Below are 25271 nucleotides of genomic sequence, written 5' to 3'. Positions count from 1 at the left end.
CCTCAACTCCGGCGAAACACAACGTGCGAGATGCGCTGCACGAGCAATGCGGCCGCAAGTGCCGCCACTGCCGTCAGCCACACGCCAATATGAATCGACTGCACGAGTGCATCGCGTGCCGTGTCGATCAGCGCCAGCGTATTGAGTCCCGACGTCTTCGTATCCGCAATCAGTTTCAGGCGCACCGTTTCATCGATCAGGATGCGCAGATCGACGAAGCGCGGCCGCCATTGCGATGCGGCCGGCTCGCCGAGCACGCTCATCGTGCGCGTGACCACGTTGCGGTAGTGGTGCTGCACCACGGTTGCCACAATGCTGGTGCCGAGCATCCCACCCACCATCCGCGTGGACTGCAGCAGTGCCGTCGTGATGCCGAAGCGTTCACGCCCGGCAATCTCCTGGCCGAACACGTTCAGATTGTTCAGGATGAAACCCAGGCCGATGCCGACGGCCGCCATCGGCAATTCGATCCACACGTGCGGTGTCTCCGGATTGGCAAACGCCAATGCGATCGCTGCAAACAGCAGCAGCGCAAAACCGATCGACAGAATCCGCGTGGGCTTCTTCATGTGAATGACGATGCGCGTATTCAGCAGGCTGCCGAGTGCGATGCAGGCGGCAATCGGCGTTGCGAGCAGGCCGGCCTGTTGCGGCGACAGTCCGAAGCCGCCTTGCAACAGCAGCGGCGCGAAGAAGATCAGCGAGAACATCACGAAGCCGGACAGGAAGCCGAGGATGAACAGCGTGACGAGTTGCGCGTCCTTGAACAGGTCGAGCGGAATGATCGGATGCGTGGCGCGCTTCTCGCACACCAGCAACGCGATGGCGCCCACGATCACGAAAGCCGCCAGCGCCAGGTTGCCGGCCGTCAGACCGTCTTTCGGCACGGCTTCGATGAAAGCCTGCAGGCCGCCCAACACGATGGCGACCAGCGCCGCGCCAAGCCAGTCGATCTTGACCTCGCCCTCGTGCGGCCGCTGGAAGTTGGGCAGATGCGCCCAGATGAAATAGAGCGCCGCGGCGCCGACCGGCAGGTTGATCAGGAAGGTGGAGCGCCAGCCCCAGTGCTCGCTCATCCAGCCACCCAGCGACGGACCCGCCGCGGTGCCGATCCCGTACGCGGCCGCCATCACCACCTGCCAGCGCACCCGTGCGCGCGGATCGGGGAAAAGATCCGGGATCGACGCGAACGCCGTGCCTACCATCATTCCGCCGCCGACCCCTTGCAGACCACGCGCGATGACGAGGAACAGCATGTCGTTCGCCACGCCGCAGAGCACCGACGCCACCGTGAACGTGATGACCGCGGCGATCACGAAACGCTTGCGGCCGAAATAGTCGCCGAGACGGCCGAACACGGGGACCGTCACCACCGACGCCAGCAGGTACGCGCTGGCAATCCACGCGTAGTACTCGAAGCCATGTAGTTCGGCGACAATCGAGGGCAACGCGGTGCTGACGACGGTCTGGTCGAGTGCGACCAGCATGTTGACGAGGCCGATGCCGAGCATCGCGAGCAGGGCGTTTCGGAAAGGCAGGGCAGTCGCAGTCGGATTCACGGGGCTGGGAAAGAAGGGCTTGTCAGGGTAGGCGCTGCGCGGCAGGGCGCGGCCAGGGTCTTGACCACTATTGTGTCTTATAGTTGTCTGACCTCTCGCCCGGCGATTATACGGGTTTCCCCTTACATAAAACTATTCTCAACGGCAAGAAGTCGCCAGGAGGCCTTCAAGAACGACAGCACGGTGCCGACAATGCGTATGGAAGTTTTGCGAAGGAAAATCTTGCGCGCTCGCGGCACATCGGCGACGCATTGAAGCGGTAAAACATCCCGGAATATGTGATAAAAGTCAGGTCTTTAGAAAAAAGCCTGACTGGACATGCCGTCGGATTGTGATCACGGATAAGAACTTAACTGGGCGTCGTTCCGCTACGGAGGCGTTGTGATTCGAAACTGGCTTGGCGGGGTGTTGTTTGCAGTGTGTTTCGTCAGCAATGCGTTCGCAGGCGGGCCGGATTGTTCCCGGCCGTTTACGCTTGCATTGCACGACCATGGGCTGCTCTATTCGCTCGACACCGATACCGGTATCGACAAAGACTTCTCCGATGAGTTGAGCCGGCGTAGCGGTTGCCAGATCAAGGTCAGTCTGATGTCACGCGCACGTATCTGGAAACTGATCGAGTCGGGCGCACTCGACTTCAGTCTTTCTGGAATCGCGAATGACGAACGCAATCAATATGCTTCGTTTGCGTGGTACTTCAGTAATAAATACTATCTGCTCGTGCGCAAGGACGCCGGTATTCATAACGTCGCGGACTTCGAAAACAATAAACGCGCCCAGCTCGGCGTGATCCGCAGTTTCCGCTACAGCACCTCGGCCAACGAACTGGTCGACAGACTGACGTCGGAAAACCGGGTAAGCCTCGCGGGCGGGCTCGAACCGCTTTACCAGGCGCTTATTCTTCGACAGATTCAGGGCATGATTATCGAGCCCTTCGATTACCCCGCGCTGGACGAGAAAAAGATCCGCGACGTGACGACGATCGTTGAGTTCAACGATCCTTCGGTGCCGCACGGTCTGATCATGTCGAAGAAAGCACTGCCGGCCGCCGAGCGGGAGAAGTGGCGAGCGCTGGTAGATGAAATGCGTGCTGATGGAACGGTGCGCCGTATTTTCGAAAAGTACTTCAGGCCGGATCTGGCCGAGTCCATGGTCAACTTCAAGGCGTCGCCGTGATCCGGCTGCGCTCTGTCCTGCTGCCATTGCTGGTGTTATCCGCGTCGCTTGGTGTGACGTGGACAGTGTGGGATCACGAACGGCAGGCGACTCGCAAAGAGCTTCGCACCCAGTTTGATTACACCGTGAGTGACGTAGTAAGCCGCGTCGAACAGCGGATGGCGACCTACGAGCTGATGTTGCGAGGCGTGCAGAGCCTGTTTGCCGCGAACGGAATGATCGATCGCGACAGGTTCCGGCGCTATGTGAGCGCGCTCAATCTTGACGCGAACTTTTCCGGGGTCCACGCCGTGGGTGTGGTCGAATGGGTGCCCGCGGCGCGTAAGGCGGCCCACATAGCGGACATGCGCGAGAGCGGCGTTCCAGACTACACGATTTATCCCGACGGGCTGCGCGAGGACTATGCCCCGGTCGTTCAGCGCGAGCCCTTTGTTGGCCTTGCACGCAGCTCGCCCGGTTTTGACGCCTGGGGCGAGCCGGTGCGGCGCTCGGCGTTGGAGAAAGCCCGCGACTCTGGCCTCGCGGTTCTCTCGGGAAAGGTGCGCCTTTCGGTCGACATGGATGCGGACCCCCGGCCCGGCTTCATCCTGTATCTTCCGATCTACGCTTCCGGCAAAACGCAGGACAACGTCGCGCAGCGTCGGGCGAACATTGTCGGCTGGGTCTACGCATCGTTCCGTATGCACGATGTGATGGCCAGTCTCTACGGCGAACAGCCCCGTGGCGTCTCGTTGGCGATTTACGATGGCGTGGAGCCGTTGGAGGCAGCGCTGCTGCATCGCACTTCAGAAGCAAACAACCGGCATGCGCCCGCGCTCATCTCCGCAAACGAATATCTGGTTGTGGACGGACACGACTGGATGCTGTCGATGAGCGCCTCCGACGAGTTTCGATCCCGGTTAGGGCGTAATGCGGAGGTGCTAATTGCCGGAACCGGCACGGGGTTGAGTCTGCTGCTGGCGCTTCTGACCTGGCTCATGATGACAGGGCGGGAGCGTGCCATGCGCCTCGCTTCGGCGATGACGCGGGAGTTGCGCGAGAACGAAGAGAAATTTCGCGCCATTGCCGACTGCACGGTGAACCTGGAAATCTGGTGGGGACCGGACGGCACACCGCGCTGGATCAATCCCTCGGTTGAGTACTACACGGGCTACACGGTTGCCGAATGCATGGCAATGCCTGATTTCGCCCGCACGCTCATCCATCCGGAGGACATCCCGCGCGTTGCGCCGGAATTCAAAAAGGGGCTTCAGGGTTCGCGCGGCGACGATCTCGAGTTTCGTTGCGTGCGCAAGGATGGATCGCTCCTCTGGCTGTCGGTCTCCTGGGTGCCGATCAGCAATCAGAGGGGTGACTTCGTTGGTTTTCGGACCAGCGGCCGCGACATCACGGAGCGCAAGAAGTCGGAGGAGAAAATCCGGGAACTTGCCTTCTATGACACGCTGACGCGCCTGCCCAATCGCGCGCTTCTTCTGGATCGGCTGAGACAGTCAATGGTAACCAGCCGGCAGAACAGGGTTTGCGGCGCCCTCATGTTCATCGATCTTGACCACTTCAAAACGCTGAACGATACGCTTGGGCACGACAAGGGCGACCTGCTCCTGCGACAGGTCGCGTATCGCCTGTCGAGCAGCGTCAATGAGGGAGACACGGTTGCCCGGGTCGGTGGCGACGAGTTCGTTGTAGTGCTGGGCAATCTGAATCTGGACGAGGCCGAGGCGACCATGGAAACCGTGGCGGTGGGAGAAAAAATTCTCGCCGTGTTGGGGAACGCCTACGAGCTCAACGGTGTTCGGTTCCGAAGCACCGCCAGCATAGGGGTCACCGTATTCAATGGGGACCAGACGTCCACCGACGAGCTTTTCAAGCAGGCCGATCTCGCCATGTATAAATCGAAGGAGCGCGGCCGCAATGCCATGTGCTTCTTCGACCCCGCGATGCAGACGGCGGTGCTGAAGCGAGCCGAGCTGGAGGTGGGGCTGCGCAACGCCATCGAGGAGAACCGGTTTGTTCTTCACTATCAGGCGCAGGTCGTTGACGGCAATCACATAACCGGTGCGGAAGCGCTGGTGCGTTGGGAGCATCCTGAGCGCGGCCTGATACCGCCAGGCGAGTTTATCCCGCTCGCGGAGGAGTCTGGGCTGATTCTCGAGATGGGGCGAACGGTATTGGTGTCCGCATGCACCCAGTTGGCAGTATGGGCGACGCGGCCATCGATGGCGCATCTGTCGATGGCCGTGAATGTCAGCGCCCGGCAATTTCGCGAGCCCGACTTCGTAGACACTGTGCTTGACGTCATCAACCGGACTGGGGCGAGGGCGGACAGGTTGAAGCTCGAGCTGACCGAGAGTGTTCTCGTTGAGAACGTGCAGGACATTATCGAAAAGATGACCGCCCTTCGCGCTCGAGGCGTGACCTTTTCGCTGGATGACTTCGGGACGGGTTACTCGTCGCTGTCTTACCTGAAAAGATTGCCCTTGGACCAGTTAAAGATTGACCGGTCGTTCGTGCGCGACATCCTGGTCGACTCCAACGACGCTGACATCGCGAGAACGATCGTGGCGCTGGCCCGAAGTTTTAACCTGGGTGTCATCGCCGAGGGCGTCGAAACTGAAGCGCAACGAGATTTCCTGGCAGTCGCAGGATGCCACGCCTATCAAGGGTTTCTCTTTTGCAAGCCGCTGCCGATTCAGGGTTTCGAGCAGTTTGTGAACCTGTTCAGCTCCCGCAGCCGGAGGGAAGTTCGGTCGACGGGGAGTGACGGGAGAAACGTCGGTTCGGGTACGGTAAGCTGATCAATCGATCGGTATCGTTATGACGCCCCGATCCTGGCTAACGTAATGGCACGTTCGGGGCATGCAGTCACGCACAAGCCGCACGCCCGGCACGCATCGGCGTTTGGCGTGTACGCGACTTTCATTCCATGTACGCGCAGCTTGAATTTGTGCAGCGCGCCCAATTGCTGGTAGTCGGCCTTATCGATCCGGCGGATGTCGAAAACGTTCTCCGGACAGACTACCGCGCAATCGCCCTTGCCTTCGCACCGTTTCAGATTGACCACGGGAGCAATCACGCCGGCGGCCTGTTTGCATGCGGATGTGGATGTCGAAGCGGTGCTCATGCGCGATCCTCCGGGCGCTTGCCGTCAACGGACGACAGGTTCTTCTGAAAATTTTCGCGCTCCTCGGGCGTCATCCGTTCCCAGCGGCGCCAATGCCGGCGTCCGTGGCAACCGCCGCGTCCTCGAAATCCGCCAAACAGAATCCGGCTTAGAATCAGCAGGCCCATCGCGTGCGGAAAATCGATCGCACGGCCGCCGATGAATAGCGCCGGGATCACCCAATTCCATAGCGCCATCACCATCCATCCCAGCACGGCGATGCCCACCAGAACCAGCAGTGCCTTGCCGAAGCATCTCAGTTTGAAACTCATCTATCTGCTCCTTTAGATATCCAGTTCGTCATACACGGCTTGCAAGCGAACGCGCAGATGCAGGACCGCGTAACGCTTGCGTGCCAATAGCGTGTTCACGCCGACACCGCTCTCGGAGGCGAGCTCCTTGAAGCTGCGCCCCTCCAGTTCATGAGCGACGAACACATCGCGCTGATCCGCCGGCAATTCGTTGAGCGCGTCTTGCAGGGCTTCCAGCAGCACCGACCTTGCATAGAGGGCTTCCGGGCCGGCGTCCGTTGCCGGGAGGGCGAGATCCAGTCGATACTCGACGTCATCGGCGGCGTCGACCATGTCGGCCAGCGGTTGCTCCCGGCGCTTGCGAAAGCGGTCGATGATGCGGTTGCGCGCCACGCGGAACAGCCACGCGCTAACCTGTTCGATCGGCGCAGGGAGACGGTAGGCTTGCACGAACTCGTGAAAGACATCCTGCAAGATGTCTTCAGCGTCGCCCTGATCGTGCACGCGACGCCGGATGAAATTCCCGAGCTTCGTACGCTCACGCAACACAGTTGCAGTGATGTCGGTATCTCGTTCGATCATCGATTTCGGGGTGCGCGGCGGTTCCATACGTCTGTAGACGGTTCACGATCAGGAATATTGTGGGCGCCGCGAAAAATGGCGTTGCGCTAGAACCGCTCCACCCTGAACGGGCGCGTGTCCACGAGCGTCTCCTCGTGGGTCATCATCTCGGCGATCAGCCGGCCCGTAACCGGGCCTAGCGTCAGCCCGTGGTGCGCGTGGCCAAACGCGAACCACAAGTCTTTGTGATGCGTCGCGGGCCCGATGATCGGCATCATGTCGGGCGTACAGGGGCGTCGTCCCATCCAGGGTTCATCGTCGAGACGCTTGCCCAATGGAAACAGCGTACGCGCAATCGGCTCGACCGCAGCGAGCTGCGTGGGCGTTTTGGGCGCATCGCAGTGCGCGATCTCCGCTCCCGTGGTCAAGCGGATGCCTTTTGCCATGGGGGCCAGCACGTAACCCTTCTCGACGTCCAGAACCGGATGATTCAGACGGGCCCCTGCCTCGGGCGCGTAGTGCATGTGGTACCCGCGTTTGACGGCGAGCGGCAAGCGATAACCGAGCCGTGAACTGATGCGATCCGACCACGGCCCCAATGCGACGACCGCTGATGAAGCCGTGATCGTTCCCGCTTGCGTATCGACCGCCCAACCCTCGCGAAACGAGTCCGCATCGCCGATGAAAAACCGTCCGCCGAGCGCTTCGAAATATTTCGCGTAGGCGGTGACGAGCGCGTTGGGATCGCTCACGGAATCGGATGCCGAGTAGCGCAAGCCGCCCGTCAGCGCTTTGTTGAGATCGGGCTCCTTCTGTTGCAGGCGGCCCGCATCCAGCGATTCGAACTCGACGCCATATTCCCGATGCCACCGTTCAGCGACCCGGGTTTCCGCGTCCCATGCTTTTTCGGTGCGAAACACCTTGATCCAGCCGGTGGGGCGTAATAACGCGCTCGCGCCGGCCTCGGCCGCCAGCGCGCGATGCTCGTCCACGCAATGCTCGATCAGCGTCGCGTACGACTTCGCGATAGCGGCGTGTTTGGCCGGGTGAGAATTGCGCCAGTATTGCCAAAGAAATGGTGCGGTCTTGAGTATGGCGTCGGCATGGTAGCGAACGTCCGGCGACTGGTTGCGCGCGTACCGAAGCAGGGTGCCGAGGTCGCGTGGAAAGGCATAGGGATACACGCCTTCGCGCTGGATCAGCCCGGCGTTGCCGAACGACGTTTCGTTGCCGGGCTGCTTGCGGTCGACCAGGGCGACGCTGCGGCCGCGTTTCTGGAGATGCACGGCAACGCTCACGCCGACAATGCCTGCGCCGAGCACGACGGTATCGAATTTTATTGTGGTCATGAATTTACCTGTTGCCGGTTACGCCAGCTGCGCCGTTGCTGCGAATTCTACATGGCCGGACTCATTGAAAAGGACGGGCAGAGCGACGTGGGACGGAGGCATTTATGCCGCCCACTGCCGCCCGTTGATGCAGAGTGTGTCAGAGTAACGACTCTCACTCGTGGAGCGACCTCGCATGACTCGATTACCAATTGCCGACCGATGGTTCGAACTCAAACGCATCAGCGACGACATCACGCTGCTTTGGGAACCTCATGTCGTCCCGCTGATGCGTTGCAATATCTGGCATGTGCGTGGCCGTGACCGGGATCTGATGATCGACACGGGGATGGGCATCGCCAGTCTGCAGGATGCCGCTAAGCACCTGCTGCAGAAGGACGTCACCGCCGTTGCGACGCATACGCACTCGGATCATATCGGCGGACATCATGAGTTTGAACACACGCTGGTTCACGAGCTGGAGGCAGACAACCTGCGTGCGCCGCGCGAGCGCGGCACCCTTCTGGCATCGGTATTGGGCGACGCAGCCATTCGCCGGTATCGCGAAGCAGGCTATCCGTTCGACGGCGATCTGATCACGGCCCTTCCCAGCGCCGATTACTCGATGTCCGACTATTGCGTGCGGGCCGCAACGGTCACGGAGATCGTCAAGGAAGGGAACATCGTCGATCTCGGCAACCGGCATTTTGAGGTCCTGCATCTGCCTGGTCACTCACCGGGCAGCATTGGCCTATGGGAAGCGGCATCCGGCACGCTGTTCTCGGGCGATGCGATTTACGACGGCCCGCTGCTGGACGAGATAGGTGGCGCGGATATTCCGACCTATGTGCGCACCATGAAGCGGCTGCGCGAATTGCCCGTGCAAGTGGTTCACGCCGGGCACGACGGGAGCTTCGGGCGAGAACGACTGCTTGAGTTGGTCGACGCCTATCTGGCTAAACGCACTTAACACTGGCCGGCTCGACAAACTGGCGCGTGACCTGCCGGACTTCGCGCGCCAGCAAACGGTTGGCGCACGGTCCAACTCGATAGCCCGTCTTACGCGTCTTTCAGCCAGGGCATTTCCACGGGTGACACCACCAGATGCCGGGACTCCCGTTTCAGTTCGAAGATGAACCCGACCAGGATCATGGAGTCGGCATACGGGATCGGGAATACGTGAGGATTTTCCGCGGTGCGCAGCGGGTGGGCGGGCGTGTTCGCCGTCGTCGCGGCGTTCTCGCGGACGCTTTCCAGTTCGTCGACCATTGCCTGACCACTTACTTTCAGGACGCGGCTACGCAGGTCGCTGAACGGTTCGATGCGCGCCCCGTCTTCGTTGTATTCGGGCACTTCATAGATGAACCAGGACATGTGCGTCTCCAAGGAAAAAGGCAAGTATTCTAGCAGTGGGCGTAACGCATCCCCGTTTTCCTCACTCTGGAAATCGGGTTACGCTCAGTCCCCACAACGACAAACAGACTGAGACAAAAGTCTCATCCGGAATGATGGTGCACTGCAATGTGCTGTTCCGGGACCCGCATGTTAAAAGTCATCCTAAGCGTGCCACTGAATCAGGACGCGCGCCGAGCCGACCGGAGACATTCATGCCCTATGTTCCGCAAGTGAGACACATCGATCGGATCCGCAGGTTGATCGAAGGCCGAATGCCTGATCGCGGCGGCGATGCTACGCGGCTGACTTCGTCGTATTGGCGCTCGCTCGAGCAATATCATCTCGATCCTGACCTGACGAAGGGGCCGCGGATTCTGACCGTGCCGGAATTGCGCGACGTACAACATCGGGAAGAATCGGTTTTGCGGGCATCAGGCGAATGTCTTTCGCGTCTGCATGAGACGGTACGCGAAGCCGACTATTGCGTGATGCTCACCGATGCGCAAGGCGTGACGATCGATTATCGCGTTGACCGGGATCGTCTCCACGATTTCAAACGAGCGGGATTGTATTTGGGCTCCTGCTGGTCCGAGCAGGAAGAGGGAACTTGCGGCGTCGCGACAGTGCTGCTCGATTCGCAACCGATCACGGTTCATAAGACCGATCATTTTCGTGCCGCCTTTACCACGTTGACCTGCAGCGCCTCGCCCATCTTCGGGCTGGAAGGCGAACTGATCGGCGTGCTGGATGCTTCTGCGATTCGCTCGCCTGACGAACGCGAAAGTCAACGTTTGATCAACCACATCGTGCGCCATAGCGCGGTGTTGATCGAAGACAGCTTCTTTCTCAACGCGACCACGCATTACTGGGTTTTGCTGGCGCACCGTAATCGCCACTACGTGGAAGCCCAGCCGGAAATTCTGATCGCATTCGATGCGCACGGAAACGCAATTGCGGCGAATCGCCGGGCAAAGGAGTGCGTGCCTGGCCTCGACCGGCTGCCGCGACCTGTCTCCGAGCTTTTCGATGTCCGCGCCGAGCGTCTTCTGGATGTCAGGCCGGGCCGCGACATGGTTTCGATCAAATTCGCGGGCAACGGCTCGCCGCTCTATGCCCGCGTTCGTCCCCCCGTCATTCGTGCGCAACGGCAACCGGCATCGAAGCCCCGCAATCCCGCGCCTCAGGCGCAACCCACACTCACCGATATCGACGCCCTTGAGCGTGATCGCATCGTCGCCGCCCTGACGGATGCGAAATGGCATCCGGACGAGACAGCCAAAACCTTGGGCATCTCGCGCGCGACGCTTTACAGACGGATCGCGAAGTTCGGCATAGTCCCGCCTCACCGGCGCTAGCGGTCCACGGTTATCCAGCGGGCAAAGAACCCGCGTATTACTTCGACGTTTCACTAATCCGTATCGAATGGAGGAGCAACCATGCCTGAAAATAATGCAAGCAAGATTATTGGAAATGTTCTGGAATCCCTGGAATCGGCGCTTAAACGCGGTGATACCGCTGCGGCCGTCGCGTTGTTTCAGCCTGAGTGCTATTGGCGCGATCTGGTTGCGTTCACCTGGAATATCAAAACCATGGAGGGCCGGGACCAGATCGGCGCCATGCTCGACGCACAACTCGGCGCCATCAAGCCGACCAGGCTGCGGATCGCCGAAAATGAAGTGCCGACCGAAGCCGACGGTTTGGCACAGGCGTGGATCACCTTCGAAACGGAAGTTGCCCGCGGCAGCGGTTTTATCCGCGTGAAGGATGGCCTGATCTGGACTTTGTTGACCACCATGGGTGAGCTGAAGGGCCATGAGGAACCCAAGGGTAACCGTCGTCCGATGGGGGCGGAACATGGCACACGCATGGACCGAACCAGCTGGAAGGAACGTCGGGAAGCCGAAGCGCAGGCGCTGGGTCGCGCGGAGCAACCTTATTGTTTGATCGTAGGCGGCGGGCAGGGTGGAATTGGACTGGGCGCGCGTCTGCGGCAACTGGGTGTGCCGACGATCATCGTCGATAAGAATCCCCGTCCTGGCGACCAGTGGCGCAACCGCTACAAGTCACTGTGTCTGCATGATCCGGTGTGGTACGACCATATGCCTTATTTGCCGTTCCCGGATAACTGGCCGGTTTTCACGCCCAAGGACAAGATCGGCGACTGGCTCGAGATGTACACCAAGGTCATGGAATTGAACTATTGGGGATCGACTGCTTGCAAGTCCGCGCGCTATGACGAAGCGAAGGCGGAATGGGTGGTCGAGGTCGAGCACGACGGCGAGACGCTGACCTTGCGGCCGAAGCAGCTTGTGCTTGCCACGGGCATGTCGGGTAAGCCGAATATTCCCTCGTTCAAAGGCATGGATGTGTTCAAGGGCGAGCAGCATCATTCGTCGAAACACCCGGGACCCGATGCGTACAAGGGCAAGAAAGTGGTCGTGATCGGCGCGAACAATTCGGCGCATGATATTTGCGCGGCGTTGTGGGAAGCGGGCGTCGACGTCACGATGGTTCAGCGGTCGTCCACGCATATCGTGAAGTCAGATTCGCTGATGGAACTTGCTCTCGGCGATCTTTATTCCGAGCGCGCGGTAGCGTCTGGCATGACGACGTCGAAGGCCGATCTGACGTTTGCATCGATCCCGTACAAGATCCTGCACACGTTTCAAAAGCCCGTATGCGATGCGATCAGGGAGCGCGACGCGGAGTTCTACAAGCGTCTGGAAAAACGCGGTTTCATGCTCGACTTCGGGGATGACGACTCGGGACTCTTCATGAAATATCTCCGGCGCGGGTCGGGTTATTACATCGATGTTGGTGCAGCCGACCTTGTAGCGGATGGCAAGATCAAGCTGAAGAGCGGTGTAGATGTGGCCGAACTTAAAGAGCACTCTGTCCTGCTAAGCGACGGCACTGAGCTCGAGGCGGATCTCGTGGTCTATGCAACCGGTTACGGATCGATGAACGGCTGGGCCGCCGATCTCATCTCGCGTGAAGTGGCGGATAAAGTGGGCAAGGTGTGGGGGCTCGGTTCGAATACGACGAAAGATCCGGGGCCGTGGGAAGGCGAGCAACGCAACATGTGGAAGCCCACGCAGCAGGCTGCCTTGTGGTTTCATGGCGGCAACCTGCATCAGTCGCGCCACTACTCCCAGTATTTATCTCTGCAATTGAAGGCGCGCATGGAGGGAATTGCGACGCCGGTTTATGGCCTGCAGGAAGTGCATCACCTTTCCTGACGTTGGTGTGTCGTTGATGCGCGCGCTCCTTACGGTCCAGTGTTAAGACGGCCGGATGGGGGAGCGACGCGCATCGACGCTATACCGCTGCCGCTGACGTTGATCAGCGCGTCGCCTTCTGAGATGAAGCAGTACGGGCCGGGCACGTGCGAAACACGACGAGCGGCTCAACCTGGATTGATGTCGTCCTGGCTGCGTCGTGTAGTGCGAGGGCCGAAGATCCGCAGCGTGACAGCCACGACTAGCAGCGCCGCCGCGATGATGCCGAACATCGCGCCTGCTCCTTGCTGGTTCAATACGGGGAGCAAGATGAAAGGCAGCATGCCACTTACGATGCGGGACAACGAGTAAGTACTGCCGATGGCGGTGGAGCGCACGCTGGCCGGAAAGATCTCAGATTGATAGACGTGATACGCATTGCTGAACACGTTCGACGCACATGTTGTCAACACACCAAAGAGAACAATCAGCGCCGAGGTGTTGGAATAGGCAAAACCCAGGCCAAAAACTGCAATGGACAAAATGGCGCCAATAACCAGAGTACGGCGTTCAATCCAGTTGAGCAGCGGAATCGAAAGCAACGATCCGACTGGGTAGCCGAGAAACGACAAAGCGATAAAGAGCGTTCCGTCCGTCACGTCAAAGCCACGGCTTTTCACCACGGTGCTGGCGAGTGTGCCGAAACCGTAGTAACCAAATCCCTGAAGCAGATGGAAGATGGTCAACATCAGGTAGCGCTTGTTATAGGGAGGGCGGCGCAGCAAGGCAATGCGCTCGCCCAACGTCATTGGATTCCGCTTGACGGTCGTTTCAGGTGAGATGACCGACACGGTCACGCCGGCACTGGCGGCAAAGCGCCGAAGCATGGCATGGGCCTCCTCGACGCGCCCTTGCGCCAGTAGCCAACGCGGGCTTTCGGGCAACTTATGCTGCACAAGCAGAACCAGCACTGCGCCCAGGCTGCCGATAACCAGAATAACGCGCCAGCCAGCCACGGCGCCAAAGTGAAGAGGATTGAGCCAAAGCGCCAGAAATCCAACCAATGGCACGGCGATATATGAGGTGGTGTACGCCCATGCAGCCATTCGCCCACGACGTTCCTTGGGCAGAATCTCGGACAAAAAACTATCGGCAACGGGATAGATCGCACCTACGCCAATGCCGGTGAGGAAGCGGCAGATCACCAGCATCTCGGCGTTGACCGAGAATGCCCCGATCAGCGAAAAGCCGCTGTACCAGGTCAGGTTGAATAGGAAGGCCTTGCGCCGGCCGATTCGGTCGGCCATGCTGCCCAGAAAAAATGCACCGAAGAACATGCCGATAAACGCCGAAGCGAGCAGCAGCTTGAAGTCCGTGCTGTGTCTGTCGATACCATATTCCCCCTGCAACGCCGCGCCGATCGAGCTGACAAGGAAAATCTCGAACATGTCGAAGAACAAGCCTATGCCGATCACCCACACCACAAATCGATGCAGCGAGCCCGCAGGCATGTTATCCATCCAGCCGCCCAAGGTCGTGGCTTTGGCATGAAGGGCGTGTGTATCGTCGGCTGCGCTCGGTTCGGGTGAAGCAACGCGCGAACGAGCGGTCGCACTGCCGCTCACGTGCAGATTTCTGGTGTTCATGTTTGTCTCCGTTTCTTTGCTTTCGGGTCGGTTTATGCGCCGTTCACCACGTTGATCGGCGCGCCCGTATGGAACGCAGCGAGATTGGCTTCGATGCCGGCATTGAGCCGGTTCGCGGCATGCGTCGCCGCCCAACTGATGTGTGGGGTGACGATAAGGTTGGGATGCGCACAGGCGAGCAGGGGCTCATGCGGATCGGGCGGTTCCTGCGGGAGTACGTCGAGCGCGGCGCCGCCGAGGTGTCCGCTCACGAGTGCTTCGACCAGCGCCGCGGAATCGACAAGACCTCCGCGGGCGCTGTTCACGAGCAGCGCGCCGCGTTTCATGGCGCGAAGCGTGGGTGCGTCGATGAGGTTGCGCGTTGTCTCCGTAAGCGGGCAGTGGAGCGAGAGAACATCGGCGGATCGCACCACGTCGTCGAATGGTGTGAAGCCTTCGCGAACGGTTTGTCGTCCGCGATGCTCCGCGAACATCACGTTCATGCCAACCGCGCGGGCCAGCCGTGCGAGCGCATTCCCGATCGCGCCGCGCCCGACAATGCCGAGCGTCGAACCGGCGATGTCGAGAATCGGCGCATCGTGCACGCAGAAATGCGGCGACCCCGGCCAGGCGATGCGAGCGGCTTCACGATAAGCGAACAGGTTGCGCCGCAACGCGAAAATCGACGCGAGCGCCCACTCGGAGACACTCTGTGCCGAATAGCCCGGCACATTGGACACGATCACACCGGACTCGCGGCAGGCATCGATATCGATGCAATCGAAGCCCGTCGCGGCAACGCAGATAAAGCGAAGTTTCGGCAGACGTTTCAGATCGGGCGCACGGATGGGCACTTTGTTCGTGATCGCAATGGCGGCATCTTCGAGCGCATGGACCACGTCGGCGGCGCGCGTGGCCGGACGAACGGACCATTCGCTCGCCCAGGCCGGCGCGGTGAGCGGCGTGGGCAACGTGCCGCTGTCGAGCAGGACGATGTTCATTGAACCCCCGCCTTGGGCAGCGTGGAGCGCAAAGCCACGCTGTTCAGTTCGCTGAATGGCACGTGAAAATCGCCGGATCGTGGATCGCAGGGTGTCATTCCATCACGCCATCAGTTCGGATATCTCGATCAGATTCAGATCGGGATCTCGCACATACACCGAGCGAATCTTCTGCGTAGCGCCGGTGCGCGCCACAGGGCCTTCGATAATCGGCCATTCGCAACGGGCCAGATGCGCAATTACGTCGTCGAGGGGCACGGTGGCGATGAAGCACAGGTCAAGCGCGCCCGGTACGGGAACGTGGGCCTTCGGCTCGAATTCTGCGCCACGCACGTGGACGTTGATCTTCTGATTGCCGAAGCGAAATGCAATCCGTCCTTCGCCAAACGTCTCGAGTTGCATCTGCATGACCTCGGTGTAGAACCGCTTCGTTGCAGAGAAGTCGACGCAGGTGAGTACGAGATGATCGAGGTGGTCGATGAGTGCCACGTCCTGCTCCTTATGAAAATGCATGTTGTTCCGGCAGACCGTCAGCCGCGATGCAAGGCATCGAGTGCAGGTCCAGGCGCCGTCCGGCCTTGAGCAACTGGCTTGGCACGTCGTGGCTGATCAATCCGGGAAGCAGGGCGGAGGCGGACAGCACGGCGGCGAGATCCACGCCGGTGTCGTAGCCGTCGAGTTCGAGCATGTGCACGAGTTCCTCAGTGCAGACGTTGCCCGTCGCACCTGGCGCGTAGGGGCATCCGCCGAGTCCGCCGAGCGACGCGTCGAAGCGATCGATGCCGGCATCCAGCGCGGCGAGCGTATTGGCGAGCGCCATGCCGCGCGTGTTATGAAAATGCAGCGTGAGTTCGAGCGCGGCGAAGCGCTCGCGCGCGGCGGCGCACAGCGCGCCAACCTGCGACGGGTAAGCCATGCCGGTGGTATCGCACAACGTCACGCCATGCACACCGAGATCGGCGAAGCGCTGCATCCAGTCCAGTACTTCTGCTGGGTCGATATCGCCTTCCATGGGGCAGCCCATCGCCGTGGACAGCGACACGTTGATCGCCACCTTCGTTTGCCTGACCACGCCGATCACGTCGCGCAACTGGGCGAACGATTGCTCGCGGCTCATGCGCAAGTTCGCGCGGTTGTGACTCTCGCTGACCGACATCACGAGATTGACTTCATCGACGCCGCACGAGAGCGCGCGCTCCGCGCCGCGCAGGTTCGGAACGAGCACGGTGTAGACGACGCCTTCACGTCGCGCGATCCGTTGCATCACAGCTTCGGCGTCACGCAAGGCGGGGATCGCTTTTGGCGAGGTGAACGAGGTCACTTCGATCCTGGCGTAACCACACGCGCTCAGACGATCGATCAGTTCGATCTTGGCGTCGGTGTCGACGAAGCGGGCCTCGTTCTGGAAGCCGTCACGGGTGGCGACCTCCTGGATATACAGACGTTTGCTGCTCATTCGGTGCCCCTGTTCAGATGATGCCGCGTGCGCGCCAGGCGTCGCGGGTCGTCGTGTCGATGCCGAGGTTTTCCAGCACCTCGTCGGTGTGCTGGCCGAGCGTGGGCGCGTGGGTGTTCACCGTACCCGGCGTCGCGCTCAGCTTCGGGACGATGCCTGGCAGTTGCACGGGCGTGCCATCGGGGAGCTGGGCGTCGAGAATCATGTCGCGTGCGTGGTAATGCGGGTCGCTCGCAATGTCGGCGACGTCGTAGATTTTTCCGGCAGGAATGCGGGCTTCATTGAGCGCAGCCAGCACGTCGTTGAGCGTGCGGTGCAGGGTCCAGTCGGCGATCGCGGCATCCAACCGCTCAACGTTCTTTACGCGGCCATCGTTCTGAGCGAGTGCGGGATCGTCGGCCAGATCCTGACGGCCGATCAGTTCCATCAGACGCCGGAAGATGCTGTCGCCATTGCCAGCGATCAACGCATATTTGCCGTCGCTGCAGCGATACGCATTCGACGGCGCGATCCCGGGCAAGCTGCTGCCCGCAGGTTGACGCACGGCGCCGAACGCCGAGTACTCGGGCAGCAGGCTTTCCATCATGTTGAAGACCGACTCGTAGAGCGCGACGTCGATCATCTGGCCCGTACCGCCGTTCTGGTCGCGATGGCGCAGCGCGAGCAGGATGCCGATCACGCCGTGCAAGGCGGACAGGGAATCGCCGATGGAGATGCCCACGCGCACGGGTGTGCGGCCGGTTTCGCCGCTCAGATGCCGCAAGCCGCCCATCGCTTCACCGATGACGCCGAAACCCGGACGGTCGCGGTAGGGACCGGTCTGCCCGTAGCCGGACACGCGCAGCATCACGAGACCAGGATTTAAGGCATGCAGTTCTTCCCAGCCGAGGCCCCATTTTTCGAGCGTGCCGGGACGAAAGTTTTCGATCAACACGTCGCTTTGCGCGACCAGTTGGCGAACCACGTCCTGGCCTTCGGGCGAGCGAAGGTCGAGCGTGACGGATTCCTTGTTGCGCGATTGCGCCGCCCACCAGACAGACGTGCCTTCATGCAGCAGGCGCCATTTGCGCAGCGGGTCGCCCGTGCCAGGTGGTTCGATCTTGATGACATGTGCGCCGAACTCGGCGAGCATTTTTCCAGCGAAGGGACCGGCGATGAGCTGGCCCATTTCAAGCACGCGAACGCCTTCCAGCGGCTTCGTCATGGTTGTCTCCTTGCAAACGTCGTTCTCTTGACGCTCACTTTGCGACAACCCGCGCGTGCTGAAAATCAATGGATTCTCAACGACCCTTTCCGTTCTGGAAAGGGTCGTGGGATTAACTGTCTGTGCCGTCTGTTCGGCCGGACATGAAGTCGAGGAGACGCAATGCTTCGGGCGACAGTGTTTCGCGCGACAGCGTGCCGATCCACAAGGTGCGATGCGCCCACGCGTCGGTGAGTTTCACGGCGCGCAGGCCCGTCGCGAGAATTTCGGTGCGTACGGCGCCCTCGGGCAATACGCCGATGCCGAGCCCGTGCTCGATCATCCGGCAGATGCCGTCGAAGCTGTGCACCTGGATGCGTAGCTTGAGAGCCCGGTCCGCGCTGAATGCGGCATCGAGCAGCCGCGCGAGCAGTGAACTGCCTTCGTTCAGGCCGACGTACTCGAAGTCGAGCGTATCGGCGAAGGCGACTTCTTCGAGGGACGCGAGGGGATGGCCGTTCGGGACCAGCAGCACGAGCTTGTCCTGACGATAGGTGGCCTTCTCGATACCTGGCGCCAGCACGTTGTCCGCAAAGATGCCGATGTCGGCGGCGCCACTGCGGATCGCCGCGACGATTTCGTCGCTCAAGCGCTCCTCGAGCGATATCTTCACGCTGGGGTTGTCGGAGAGAAAAGCCTGCACGTCGTGAGGCAGGAACTGGATGACCGATGACGTGTTGGCCCAGACTCGCACGTGGCCGCGCACGCCGGCGGCGTAGTCGCTCATCTCGTTGGCCATGCGGTTCACGCGGTCGGCGACTTGCCGGGCATGCGCGAGCAGACCCTTGCCGGCGGCAGTCAGCTCGATGCCGCGCGGCTGCCGCAACATGAGCGTGCAATCGATGCTGCGCTCCAGGTCGGCCATGCGCTTGCTGACCGCTGACAACGTCATGCAGGTGCGCTCAGCCGCCTTTGTCAGGCTGCCGAGTTCTGCTACGACGATGAAAAGGCGCAGCGATTGCAGGTCGTAATGTGATGAGCTGGTCATGGGTGTGTGGCGTTTAGCGCGCTGGAAGTCGACGGAAAGTGAAGCGGCCCACGCATCATAGTAGGCTTGCCTCACGGCGACATCCTCTTTCGCCACACGCCGCTGCCGTTCGCCGGCCTTGACGGATCTGAGCGTCAGCGTACAGACTTGCCGGGTCAGCCGTACGATTCTGGGGTCTCAACGATCTGCTGCCTCATGTCCTCGGGCTTTGCGGGCAATCCAGCAGAACGATCGCGCTACTCTGATGAAACTGTCCGTTCTCCGCATGCTGATCGCCATTCCGTCGCTGGGCGTGGGATTCTCTGCACCCGTGTGCAATGCCTATGCGCTCGATGCAAAACTGGACTGCCAGTCGAGCCCGCATGATTTCATTGCTCCGCTTCTGGACGAGCAGTCGATCGATGCAAAGCCAATGCGCATTGAAGCGAACTCGGTCAACGCATTTCGTCCCGCGCGCGGCAGCAACCTGACGGCATTCGGCTTTCATGTCTATGCCGTCTTCGGGTATGAGCAAAACGATCCCATCTTCAAACAAGGCAGCGGCCAGCCGGTTACGCCCCCGACATACGGCGTGGTGGTGACCGGCTCTGCCGCGTCGGTTGAGGCGAGCGTACGACGCGCCGGCAGCGACGCGGTCATTCGCGACGTCGTTCCACTTTTTCTCACCGCCGTTTTCTGCAACGGGCGTTGATGTCCGTGCAGTGTGCGCATGAGGAGCGAGGAGACAATCATGCATATGCTCACCAATGCGGGTCCGCTGGTTTCATTGATCGCCGGTATTCTGATTCTTGTCGTGCCGCGCCTCTTGAACTACATCGTCGCGATCTATCTGATCGTGATTGGACTGCTGGGGCTTTTCGGAAGCCACATTCGTTGAACGCACGTCCTTCTTTTTCGCCCCTCCTGATCAATCAGCCCTTCGCCCACGCGGCGGCGGTGGCAACTGCGAAGTCCCGGTAGGATCGCGGCTGCCGCCCGAGCAGCGCAGCCAGACGATCGACTTCCGCCTTCGAAGCGACTGCGCCGTCCTCTTGATACCGGCGCATCATCAGGCGCATATCGTAGGCAAGCCAACCCGGCGCGACCGCCTTGAGACGCTGTTCGAGGGTATCGAGATCGTCGCCGCCGTAGCGGACCGGACGTCCCAGCGCCTCGGCCCAGATCGCAGCGATGCCTTCCGAAGTCAGCGCGTCAGGACCGACGAGTTCGTACGTTTCACGCGGCAGCGGATGGGCGGCGCGCTCGCGGCGCAGGAGTTCGCGTGCCGCGGCTTCACCGATATCGCGGACATCGACCATGGAAATTCCTTTGCTGCCAATCGGCATGCCGTAGACACCGTGCGTCAGTAACGGGTCTTTCTGACGGACGTCGTTCTGGATGAAATAGGCGGGGCGCAGCACCGTCGCCGGCAGGTCGCAGTGTTCGATCATGCGCTCGACCGTGTGCTTGCCGGTGAAGTGCGGCACATCGACATACTCCGCGCCCTTGAAAACCGACAGATAAACAATGCCTTTCACACCGGCCTCCCGCGCGACGCTCAGCGTCTGCAGTGCCTGTGTCAGTTCGTCCGCGGCGTTGGGGGCCAGCACGAACACCGTGCTGACGCCGTTCAGTGCGCGCCGCACTGCGTCGATGTCGGACAGGTCGCCCTTGACCGCGGTGACGCCAGCGGGGAATTGCGCTTTTTCCGGTGAGCGCGTCAGTGCCCGCACTTCTACGCCGCTGCCGTTCAGATGATCGAGAACCTGCTTGCCGACTACGCCTGTGCTGCCAGTTACGAGGACTGTCATGATTTTCTCCTGGGGTTGAATGGACTGCGTGAGTCCGTGAGACGAACAATAGTCGTTCCATTGGGTGGCCGAAAGTGCCAGAATCAAGACATCTCGTCTCATAAATGGAACGATCATGGATTTGACGTCGCTGGCGGATTTCAACGCCGTTGCACTGCATGGCGGCTTCGGGCCGGCCAGTCGCGCGCTCGACCGTCCCAAGGCCACGCTGTCGCGGCGCGTGGCCGAGCTTGAAGAAGACCTCGGCGTGCGGCTGATCGAGCGGGGCGCCCGCAGACTGCGTCTGACCGAGGAAGGTCTCGCACTCCACGAACGCACACGGGGGCTCATGACGGAGATTCAGGAGGCGGGTGAAGCGGTCGCGTCGCGTGCGCCGGTGCCGCGCGGGCGCTTGCGCATCAGCGCGCCGGTCGTGTTCGCGCATGTCTTGCTGTGCCAGATCGCTGCACGCTTTGCGCTGGCTTATCCGCAGGTCGAGCTCGAAATCGTCGCGGAAGACCGCGTCACGGATCCGGTAGAGGACGGTTACGACCTGGTCATCCGTATCAATCCACCGCGTGACGAGCAGCTCGTTGGGCGGCGCATTCTCGGTGACGAGCGCCTCGTGGTCGCTTCGCCGACTTTGTCGATACCGTCGATGCCCGCAGGCGAAGCCGACGAGCTGCAGGTGCCGGCGGTCGTGTCGATAGCGGCGCATTCCGACTTGCTCTGGAACATGCGCACGGAAGGCGGCGTGAGGGTCATCAAGCCGATGCCGGTGCTGCGAATGTCATCGCTGCTGATGGTGCGCGAGGCCGTGCTGCAGGGTGTGGGCGCAGCGCTCCTGCCGCGCTTGCTGGTTGAACAGGACGTGTCGACAGGACGGCTGGTTTGTTGGGGCGTGGAGGCGGGCCCGCCCGTGGAAATCTGGGCGCTCTATAGTTCGCGACGTTTGCTGAGCGCCAAGGTGCGGGCGTTTATGGACATGCTGAAGCCCGACTCAGCCAGGTTCTGATGGGCTGACGTTATCGGATCTTTCGCCGCGAAGAACGGGTCGGCAATTACCACCGTGAAGAATCCGAAAACGGTGAAGTCGAACATTTACGGAATGTCAAAAACTTGAGCGATACTCGCGAACTTGCGAATGGCCGGCAACAAATATGCTTACTGAATTTTTCACATTTCATTCGGTGATTTGCGGTGATTTACGTTATCGAGGACAACTGTCAGGAGAGCATCGCTCATGCTTAAGAAACGAATTCGTGCTGCACTGCTTGGCGCACTGATCACCGTGATTGCGCCGGCATGTCAGGCGCAATACACCACCGACTGGCTGGCGAACACGTTCGGAACGCAAGCCGCGCACGTGGGCAACGCTGCACGTTCGATGTGGGTCGCGCCTGAAGGCGTGATCTATACGGCTTCCCTATGGGATGAAAACGAGGGTGGCGTCGCGATCTATCAGAACGGCAAGAGCATCGGCTCTATTGGAATCAACAGCGAGTTTCAGGGTGGGGCGATTACGGGGAATGCCACATCGATTTTCGCGGCCTTGCAGTACAGCACCGTGTACGGCAGTGGTGCAGTAGGGCGATACAACCGAGCGACTCAGAAACGCGATGTCCTCATCCCCGTGAGCGCCTGGAACGCGGTCAAGCACGCCGATGTCATCACCGGGCTCGCCACGACCGGCACTCTCCTTTATGCGAGCGATTTCCCGGGCAATCGCGTCCGGGTCTACACCACCGACGGCGTGTGGCAGCAGGACATCAACAGCTCCGGTCCCGGCGCACTCGCTTTGGATGGCGCGGGAAATCTCTGGGTAGCGCAGCAAAGCGCGGCCGCGATCGTTGAATTCAGTCCGGCCGGCGCTCCGCTGAACACGATCCAGATGCCCGCGACTTCGCGACCGTCAGCGTTGTATTTCGACGCATCGTCAGGACAGCTCATGGTTGGCGACCAGGGTCCCGACATGAATATCAAGCTCTACAACATCTCGGGCACGCCGACTCTGGTCGGCACGTTCGGCATTCAGGGCGGCTATCTCGATAGCACCGCAGGCATCAAAGGCCAGGTTGGCGACAAGCGCTTCACCCGTGTTGTCGGCATCGGAAAAGACGCAGCCGGCAACCTGTATGTGCTCAACAACCCGTGGGGCGGCGGCTGGGACCTCGGTCGCAACGGCAGCACCGACATTCACGCGTATGACAGTGCCGGCAACCTGCAATGGAAACTTCAGTCCCTCAACTTCGAGGCGGTCGCCGCACCGGACCCGGTTACGGACGGCGCCTACTTCTATGGCGGCACCAACATTTACACCGGCACCGCGGGTGGCACTTTCGTCGCGAATACCGTCGACCCGTTCAGCTATCCGTCCGATCCACGTCTCAACATGAACGATACGCAGCGCGACGAGCATTTCGGTCAGCTCGTTAGCGTTGGTGGAAATCGGATCCTCGTCGCGTCCGGTCAGAACCCTGGCATCTTTTACTTCTACCATTTCAATGCGGCGAGCGGCTATATCGCGATTCCGGATGCGTCGATTCCAGGTCCTGCGTTCAATACAACGCGACAGATCACGGGCGGATTCTGCATCGATAGCAGGGGGGACGTATGGGCCGGTCTGGACAGAACGAATCACATCTATCACTACCCGCTGGTCAGCTTCGATGGCACCGGCAAACCGACATGGGGACCCGGCATCGCCATCTCCATTCCGCAGAGCATCCGGCCGTTGACACGCATCATCTATCTGCCGCAGAGCGACACCATGATTCTCGCGCAAGGCATCGCCGGGAGCTGGGACTGGACGGCGATTCAATCGAGGATCGAGGTGTATCACGGCTGGCGCGCGGGCAACACCACGAAGCCCAATCCGGTGATCAACCTCACCAGTGCCAACCCGAAGTCGATCACGGCCGTCGGCAATTATCTTTTCGTCGGCTACGTGCATACGGTGCCCAACATCGACGCCTTCAATCTCACCACGGGTAACCTCGATACGACCTTGATCAACTCGAGTGCGGGCACGGTGGATGTGGGCAACGACGTGGATTCGATGTATGGCCTGAGGGCATACCTTAGATCGGCCGGCGAGTACGTGATCACGAAAGACAACTACAACGGCTCCAGCATTGTTGTTTATCGCTGGACGCCATGATCGGTTTGCTTCGAGGCTATGATCAGACGAAAAAGATGCGGTGCGCGTTCAACGCTTCGTTGAATTTGCATCGTTCAGTTCTCTCTGCCTATGCATTTGGTACGTGGACGTATTGATATTAATAATATAAAAACGAGCCGCGTTATTCTTTGCTCAGGTCGATTTATTTTTCTTCGAAGGAAAGTCAAAGACCTGCGTTTTCCGCCCCCGGTGAGGCAGAGATTTTCCGTTTCCTCTGCTTTTGAAAATCGTCTGGAGCGTTTCCCATAAGATTCTTTGAACTACTACTTATCGTCCCTGGTCGTGCCCACGTTACACAGATGAAACGTTTATAATTCGTCTGCCAATACACTGGCTGTAAGTAATGCCGGGCACGCGCCGGGAACGGCATCGGTCAAGTAAAGGTTGCGTGGGTAGGCGTTTTTGCGGCGCTGGACCAGCGTCTCTCATACGAATGGGTTGCGAATGAGTCGAGCGACTTTAACGCTACCTGTCAGCGGTTTTCACAGTTTTTCCTTTTCGGGAATTGGGCTCGAGACCTAATTAGTTTTAGGTTCCGGACGGGCCTTGTCACGCCCTGGATTTGACTCGACTGACATCGAGGACGCCGGGTTCGCCGTCAATCACTGATAGAACTTCATCACGCGAACATTCTTGGTTAATAGTAAGGATGACGTAATTATTATCTATTGAAGGGTGACAGATCAAAATGCTGAGCGCACTGTCGCCAGGCGGCGCTCAGTGCGCGTTCGAATGCGTAACGGTATCTGCCAGTGGATACCGGCACATCGAAAGCGCCAGCTTCATCAGCAATGAACGCGATCATCGCGTTCACCGCTTCAAATCTCTCAGTACTCAAAGAACGCCAAAGCGGGACGGCTTAGATCGATCTTGCTCACTCCTCGGGGACAACCTGCTTTTTAGCGATACATACAGACAATGACGAGAAACTTCAAACTTTTGGGAGTTGCGGCAGCAACAGTGTTTGCATGGTTTGGTGCGGAGAACGCGCAGGCTGCTACGAGCACCATCACCGTCGCAGGACTGCAATACAACTTGTGCGCACAAGAGAACGGCACCTGCAAATTCCTCGGAACAGGCTCGGTGGTGTTCGGTGCAGTTCCGCCCACCTCGCCGTCGGTCATGCTGTCGGCCCCCGCTACCTTTAGCAACGGCGTCGGATGCTATGTCGGCGCGGTCTCGCAGACAGATCCCGCATACGGGTACGACAAATCATGCTGGGTGAGAGCGGTTGCCGCTACCCCAACGCCGACTCCGACTCCGACTCCGACTCCGACTCCGACTCCGACTCCGACTCCAACGCCGACGCCGACGCCGACGCCGACGCCGACGCCGACGCCGACGCCGACGCCGACGCCGA

General features: G+C 60.2%; 22 protein-coding genes and 1 pseudogene. 10 read left to right on the top strand and 13 right to left on the bottom strand.

Annotated elements, in window-relative coordinates:
* Positions 1-2: 2 nt before the first annotated feature.
* The gene (locus tag M0D64_RS41955) at positions 3-1511 is read right to left on the bottom strand and encodes an MFS transporter (RefSeq protein WP_154559234.1); all 1509 of its coding nucleotides are present in this window, start codon (positions 1509-1511) and stop codon (positions 3-5) included.
* 429 nt (positions 1512-1940) lie between these two features.
* Here M0D64_RS41955 and M0D64_RS41950 point away from each other — a divergent pair, with 429 nt between their 5' ends.
* The gene (locus M0D64_RS41950) at positions 1941-2735 is read left to right on the top strand and encodes an ABC transporter substrate-binding protein (RefSeq protein ID WP_266261956.1); all 795 of its coding nucleotides are present in this window, start codon (positions 1941-1943) and stop codon (positions 2733-2735) included.
* Positions 2732-5530: an EAL domain-containing protein gene (locus tag M0D64_RS41945; protein ID WP_171925928.1), complete on the top strand. Its 2799-nt coding sequence runs from the start codon at positions 2732-2734 to the stop codon at positions 5528-5530. Before M0D64_RS41950 ends, M0D64_RS41945 begins: the two co-directional genes overlap by 4 nt.
* A 17-nt stretch (positions 5531-5547) precedes the next feature.
* Here M0D64_RS41945 and M0D64_RS41940 read toward each other — a convergent pair whose 3' ends face one another.
* From M0D64_RS41940 to M0D64_RS41925, 4 genes are read right to left on the bottom strand one after another with little or no spacing between them, the layout of a single operon-like run.
* Complete coding sequence (locus M0D64_RS41940; RefSeq protein ID WP_154559210.1) at positions 5548-5856, bottom strand: 4Fe-4S dicluster domain-containing protein; 309 nt, start codon at positions 5854-5856, stop codon at positions 5548-5550.
* A complete protein-coding gene (locus M0D64_RS41935; RefSeq protein ID WP_154559209.1) occupies positions 5853-6167 on the bottom strand; it encodes a hypothetical protein in 315 nt (104 codons plus the stop codon). The genes M0D64_RS41940 and M0D64_RS41935 overlap by 4 nt, the downstream gene beginning before the upstream one ends.
* Positions 6168-6179: 12 nt before the next feature.
* Positions 6180-6755, bottom strand: coding sequence for an RNA polymerase sigma factor (locus tag M0D64_RS41930; RefSeq protein ID WP_154559208.1), 576 nt, complete (start codon positions 6753-6755; stop codon positions 6180-6182).
* Between the two features lie 59 nt (positions 6756-6814).
* Entirely contained in the window at positions 6815-8047 is a 1233-nt protein-coding gene (locus tag M0D64_RS41925) for an FAD-binding oxidoreductase (protein WP_266261963.1), read from the bottom strand.
* Positions 8048-8231: 184 nt separating this feature from the next.
* On the opposite strand from M0D64_RS41925, the gene M0D64_RS41920 reads away from it, so the two are divergent.
* Complete coding sequence (locus tag M0D64_RS41920; protein ID WP_266261955.1) at positions 8232-9005, top strand: MBL fold metallo-hydrolase; 774 nt, start codon at positions 8232-8234, stop codon at positions 9003-9005.
* An 89-nt stretch (positions 9006-9094) separates the two neighbouring features.
* On the opposite strand, the gene M0D64_RS41915 is transcribed toward M0D64_RS41920, so the two are convergent.
* Positions 9095-9409 carry a helicase gene (locus M0D64_RS41915; RefSeq protein ID WP_154559205.1) on the bottom strand — a complete coding sequence of 105 codons (315 nt, stop codon included), beginning with the start codon at positions 9407-9409 and terminating at the stop codon, positions 9095-9097.
* A 233-nt stretch (positions 9410-9642) separates the two neighbouring features.
* On the opposite strand from M0D64_RS41915, the gene M0D64_RS41910 reads away from it, so the two are divergent.
* Together M0D64_RS41910 and M0D64_RS41905 are read left to right on the top strand one after the other, a co-directional pair.
* Positions 9643-10785, top strand: coding sequence for a sigma-54-dependent Fis family transcriptional regulator (locus tag M0D64_RS41910; RefSeq protein ID WP_266261954.1), 1143 nt, complete (start codon positions 9643-9645; stop codon positions 10783-10785).
* 81 nt (positions 10786-10866) lie between these two features.
* Positions 10867-12669, top strand: coding sequence for an NAD(P)/FAD-dependent oxidoreductase (locus tag M0D64_RS41905; RefSeq protein ID WP_266261953.1), 1803 nt, complete (start codon positions 10867-10869; stop codon positions 12667-12669).
* A gap of 167 nt (positions 12670-12836) precedes the next feature.
* On the opposite strand, the gene M0D64_RS41900 is transcribed toward M0D64_RS41905, so the two are convergent.
* The 6 genes from M0D64_RS41900 to M0D64_RS41875 form a co-directional block, all read right to left on the bottom strand.
* Entirely contained in the window at positions 12837-14294 is a 1458-nt protein-coding gene (locus tag M0D64_RS41900; RefSeq protein WP_266261952.1) for an MFS transporter, read from the bottom strand.
* Between the two features lie 32 nt (positions 14295-14326).
* On the bottom strand, positions 14327-15274 hold the full coding sequence (locus M0D64_RS41895; RefSeq protein ID WP_266261951.1) for a D-2-hydroxyacid dehydrogenase: 948 nt from the start codon (positions 15272-15274) through the stop codon (positions 14327-14329).
* Between the two features lie 102 nt (positions 15275-15376).
* Entirely contained in the window at positions 15377-15763 is a 387-nt protein-coding gene (locus tag M0D64_RS41890; protein WP_266261950.1) for a VOC family protein, read from the bottom strand.
* A 10-nt stretch (positions 15764-15773) separates the two neighbouring features.
* The gene (locus M0D64_RS41885) at positions 15774-16730 is read right to left on the bottom strand and encodes a hydroxymethylglutaryl-CoA lyase (protein ID WP_266261949.1); all 957 of its coding nucleotides are present in this window, start codon (positions 16728-16730) and stop codon (positions 15774-15776) included.
* A gap of 13 nt (positions 16731-16743) precedes the next feature.
* Entirely contained in the window at positions 16744-17934 is a 1191-nt protein-coding gene (locus M0D64_RS41880) for a CaiB/BaiF CoA-transferase family protein (RefSeq protein WP_266261948.1), read from the bottom strand.
* Between the two features lie 112 nt (positions 17935-18046).
* The gene (locus M0D64_RS41875) at positions 18047-18961 is read right to left on the bottom strand and encodes a LysR family transcriptional regulator (RefSeq protein ID WP_266261947.1); all 915 of its coding nucleotides are present in this window, start codon (positions 18959-18961) and stop codon (positions 18047-18049) included.
* A gap of 265 nt (positions 18962-19226) precedes the next feature.
* Between M0D64_RS41875 and M0D64_RS41870 the strand changes: the two genes are divergently transcribed.
* Positions 19227-19652 (top strand): hypothetical protein, encoded by a 426-nt coding sequence (locus tag M0D64_RS41870; protein ID WP_266261946.1) that lies wholly within the window; start codon positions 19227-19229, stop codon positions 19650-19652.
* 39 nt (positions 19653-19691) lie between these two features.
* The gene (locus tag M0D64_RS41865) at positions 19692-19838 is read left to right on the top strand and encodes a DUF3096 domain-containing protein (protein WP_093637406.1); all 147 of its coding nucleotides are present in this window, start codon (positions 19692-19694) and stop codon (positions 19836-19838) included.
* Between the two features lie 34 nt (positions 19839-19872).
* On the opposite strand, the gene M0D64_RS41860 is transcribed toward M0D64_RS41865, so the two are convergent.
* A complete protein-coding gene (locus M0D64_RS41860; protein WP_266261945.1) occupies positions 19873-20751 on the bottom strand; it encodes an NmrA/HSCARG family protein in 879 nt (292 codons plus the stop codon).
* 115 nt (positions 20752-20866) lie between these two features.
* Here M0D64_RS41860 and M0D64_RS41855 point away from each other — a divergent pair, with 115 nt between their 5' ends.
* From M0D64_RS41855 to M0D64_RS41845, 3 genes and pseudogenes are all read left to right on the top strand, one after another.
* A complete protein-coding gene (locus M0D64_RS41855) occupies positions 20867-21745 on the top strand; it encodes a LysR family transcriptional regulator (protein ID WP_266261944.1) in 879 nt (292 codons plus the stop codon).
* 228 nt (positions 21746-21973) lie between these two features.
* Positions 21974-23890, top strand: coding sequence for an SMP-30/gluconolactonase/LRE family protein (locus M0D64_RS41850; RefSeq protein ID WP_266261943.1), 1917 nt, complete (start codon positions 21974-21976; stop codon positions 23888-23890).
* Positions 23891-24829: 939 nt separating this feature from the next.
* A pseudogene (locus M0D64_RS41845) lies at positions 24830-25271 on the top strand (hypothetical protein); the annotation flags it as partial.

Origin of the sequence: Paraburkholderia sp. WS6 (assembly GCF_030464835.1) — a bacterium.
In the GTDB taxonomy this organism is placed as follows: Bacteria; Pseudomonadota; Gammaproteobacteria; order Burkholderiales; family Burkholderiaceae; genus Paraburkholderia; species Paraburkholderia madseniana.
This window is presented reverse-complemented; position numbering and strand designations above follow the sequence as displayed.

What these genes read in the sequence shown, in the direction of transcription:
- M0D64_RS41900 (WP_266261952.1), bottom strand. Translation starts at nt 14,294, where the DNA reads ATGAACACCAGAAATCTGCACGTGAGCGGCAGTGCGACCGCTCGTTCG.
- M0D64_RS41865 (WP_093637406.1), top strand. Translation starts at nt 19,692, where the DNA reads ATGCATATGCTCACCAATGCGGGTCCGCTGGTTTCATTGATCGCCGGT.
- M0D64_RS41955 (WP_154559234.1), bottom strand. Translation starts at nt 1,511, where the DNA reads ATGCTCGGCATCGGCCTCGTCAACATGCTGGTCGCACTCGACCAGACC.
- M0D64_RS41850 (WP_266261943.1), top strand. Translation starts at nt 21,974, where the DNA reads ATGCTTAAGAAACGAATTCGTGCTGCACTGCTTGGCGCACTGATCACC.
- M0D64_RS41915 (WP_154559205.1), bottom strand. Translation starts at nt 9,409, where the DNA reads ATGTCCTGGTTCATCTATGAAGTGCCCGAATACAACGAAGACGGGGCG.
- M0D64_RS41920 (WP_266261955.1), top strand. Translation starts at nt 8,232, where the DNA reads ATGACTCGATTACCAATTGCCGACCGATGGTTCGAACTCAAACGCATC.
- M0D64_RS41935 (WP_154559209.1), bottom strand. Translation starts at nt 6,167, where the DNA reads ATGAGTTTCAAACTGAGATGCTTCGGCAAGGCACTGCTGGTTCTGGTG.
- M0D64_RS41885 (WP_266261949.1), bottom strand. Translation starts at nt 16,730, where the DNA reads ATGAGCAGCAAACGTCTGTATATCCAGGAGGTCGCCACCCGTGACGGC.
- M0D64_RS41860 (WP_266261945.1), bottom strand. Translation starts at nt 20,751, where the DNA reads ATGACAGTCCTCGTAACTGGCAGCACAGGCGTAGTCGGCAAGCAGGTT.
- M0D64_RS41895 (WP_266261951.1), bottom strand. Translation starts at nt 15,274, where the DNA reads ATGAACATCGTCCTGCTCGACAGCGGCACGTTGCCCACGCCGCTCACC.
- M0D64_RS41880 (WP_266261948.1), bottom strand. Translation starts at nt 17,934, where the DNA reads ATGACGAAGCCGCTGGAAGGCGTTCGCGTGCTTGAAATGGGCCAGCTC.
- M0D64_RS41870 (WP_266261946.1), top strand. Translation starts at nt 19,227, where the DNA reads ATGCTGATCGCCATTCCGTCGCTGGGCGTGGGATTCTCTGCACCCGTG.
- M0D64_RS41940 (WP_154559210.1), bottom strand. Translation starts at nt 5,856, where the DNA reads ATGAGCACCGCTTCGACATCCACATCCGCATGCAAACAGGCCGCCGGC.
- M0D64_RS41910 (WP_266261954.1), top strand. Translation starts at nt 9,643, where the DNA reads ATGCCCTATGTTCCGCAAGTGAGACACATCGATCGGATCCGCAGGTTG.
- M0D64_RS41875 (WP_266261947.1), bottom strand. Translation starts at nt 18,961, where the DNA reads ATGACCAGCTCATCACATTACGACCTGCAATCGCTGCGCCTTTTCATC.
- M0D64_RS41855 (WP_266261944.1), top strand. Translation starts at nt 20,867, where the DNA reads ATGGATTTGACGTCGCTGGCGGATTTCAACGCCGTTGCACTGCATGGC.
- M0D64_RS41930 (WP_154559208.1), bottom strand. Translation starts at nt 6,755, where the DNA reads ATGGAACCGCCGCGCACCCCGAAATCGATGATCGAACGAGATACCGAC.
- M0D64_RS41905 (WP_266261953.1), top strand. Translation starts at nt 10,867, where the DNA reads ATGCCTGAAAATAATGCAAGCAAGATTATTGGAAATGTTCTGGAATCC.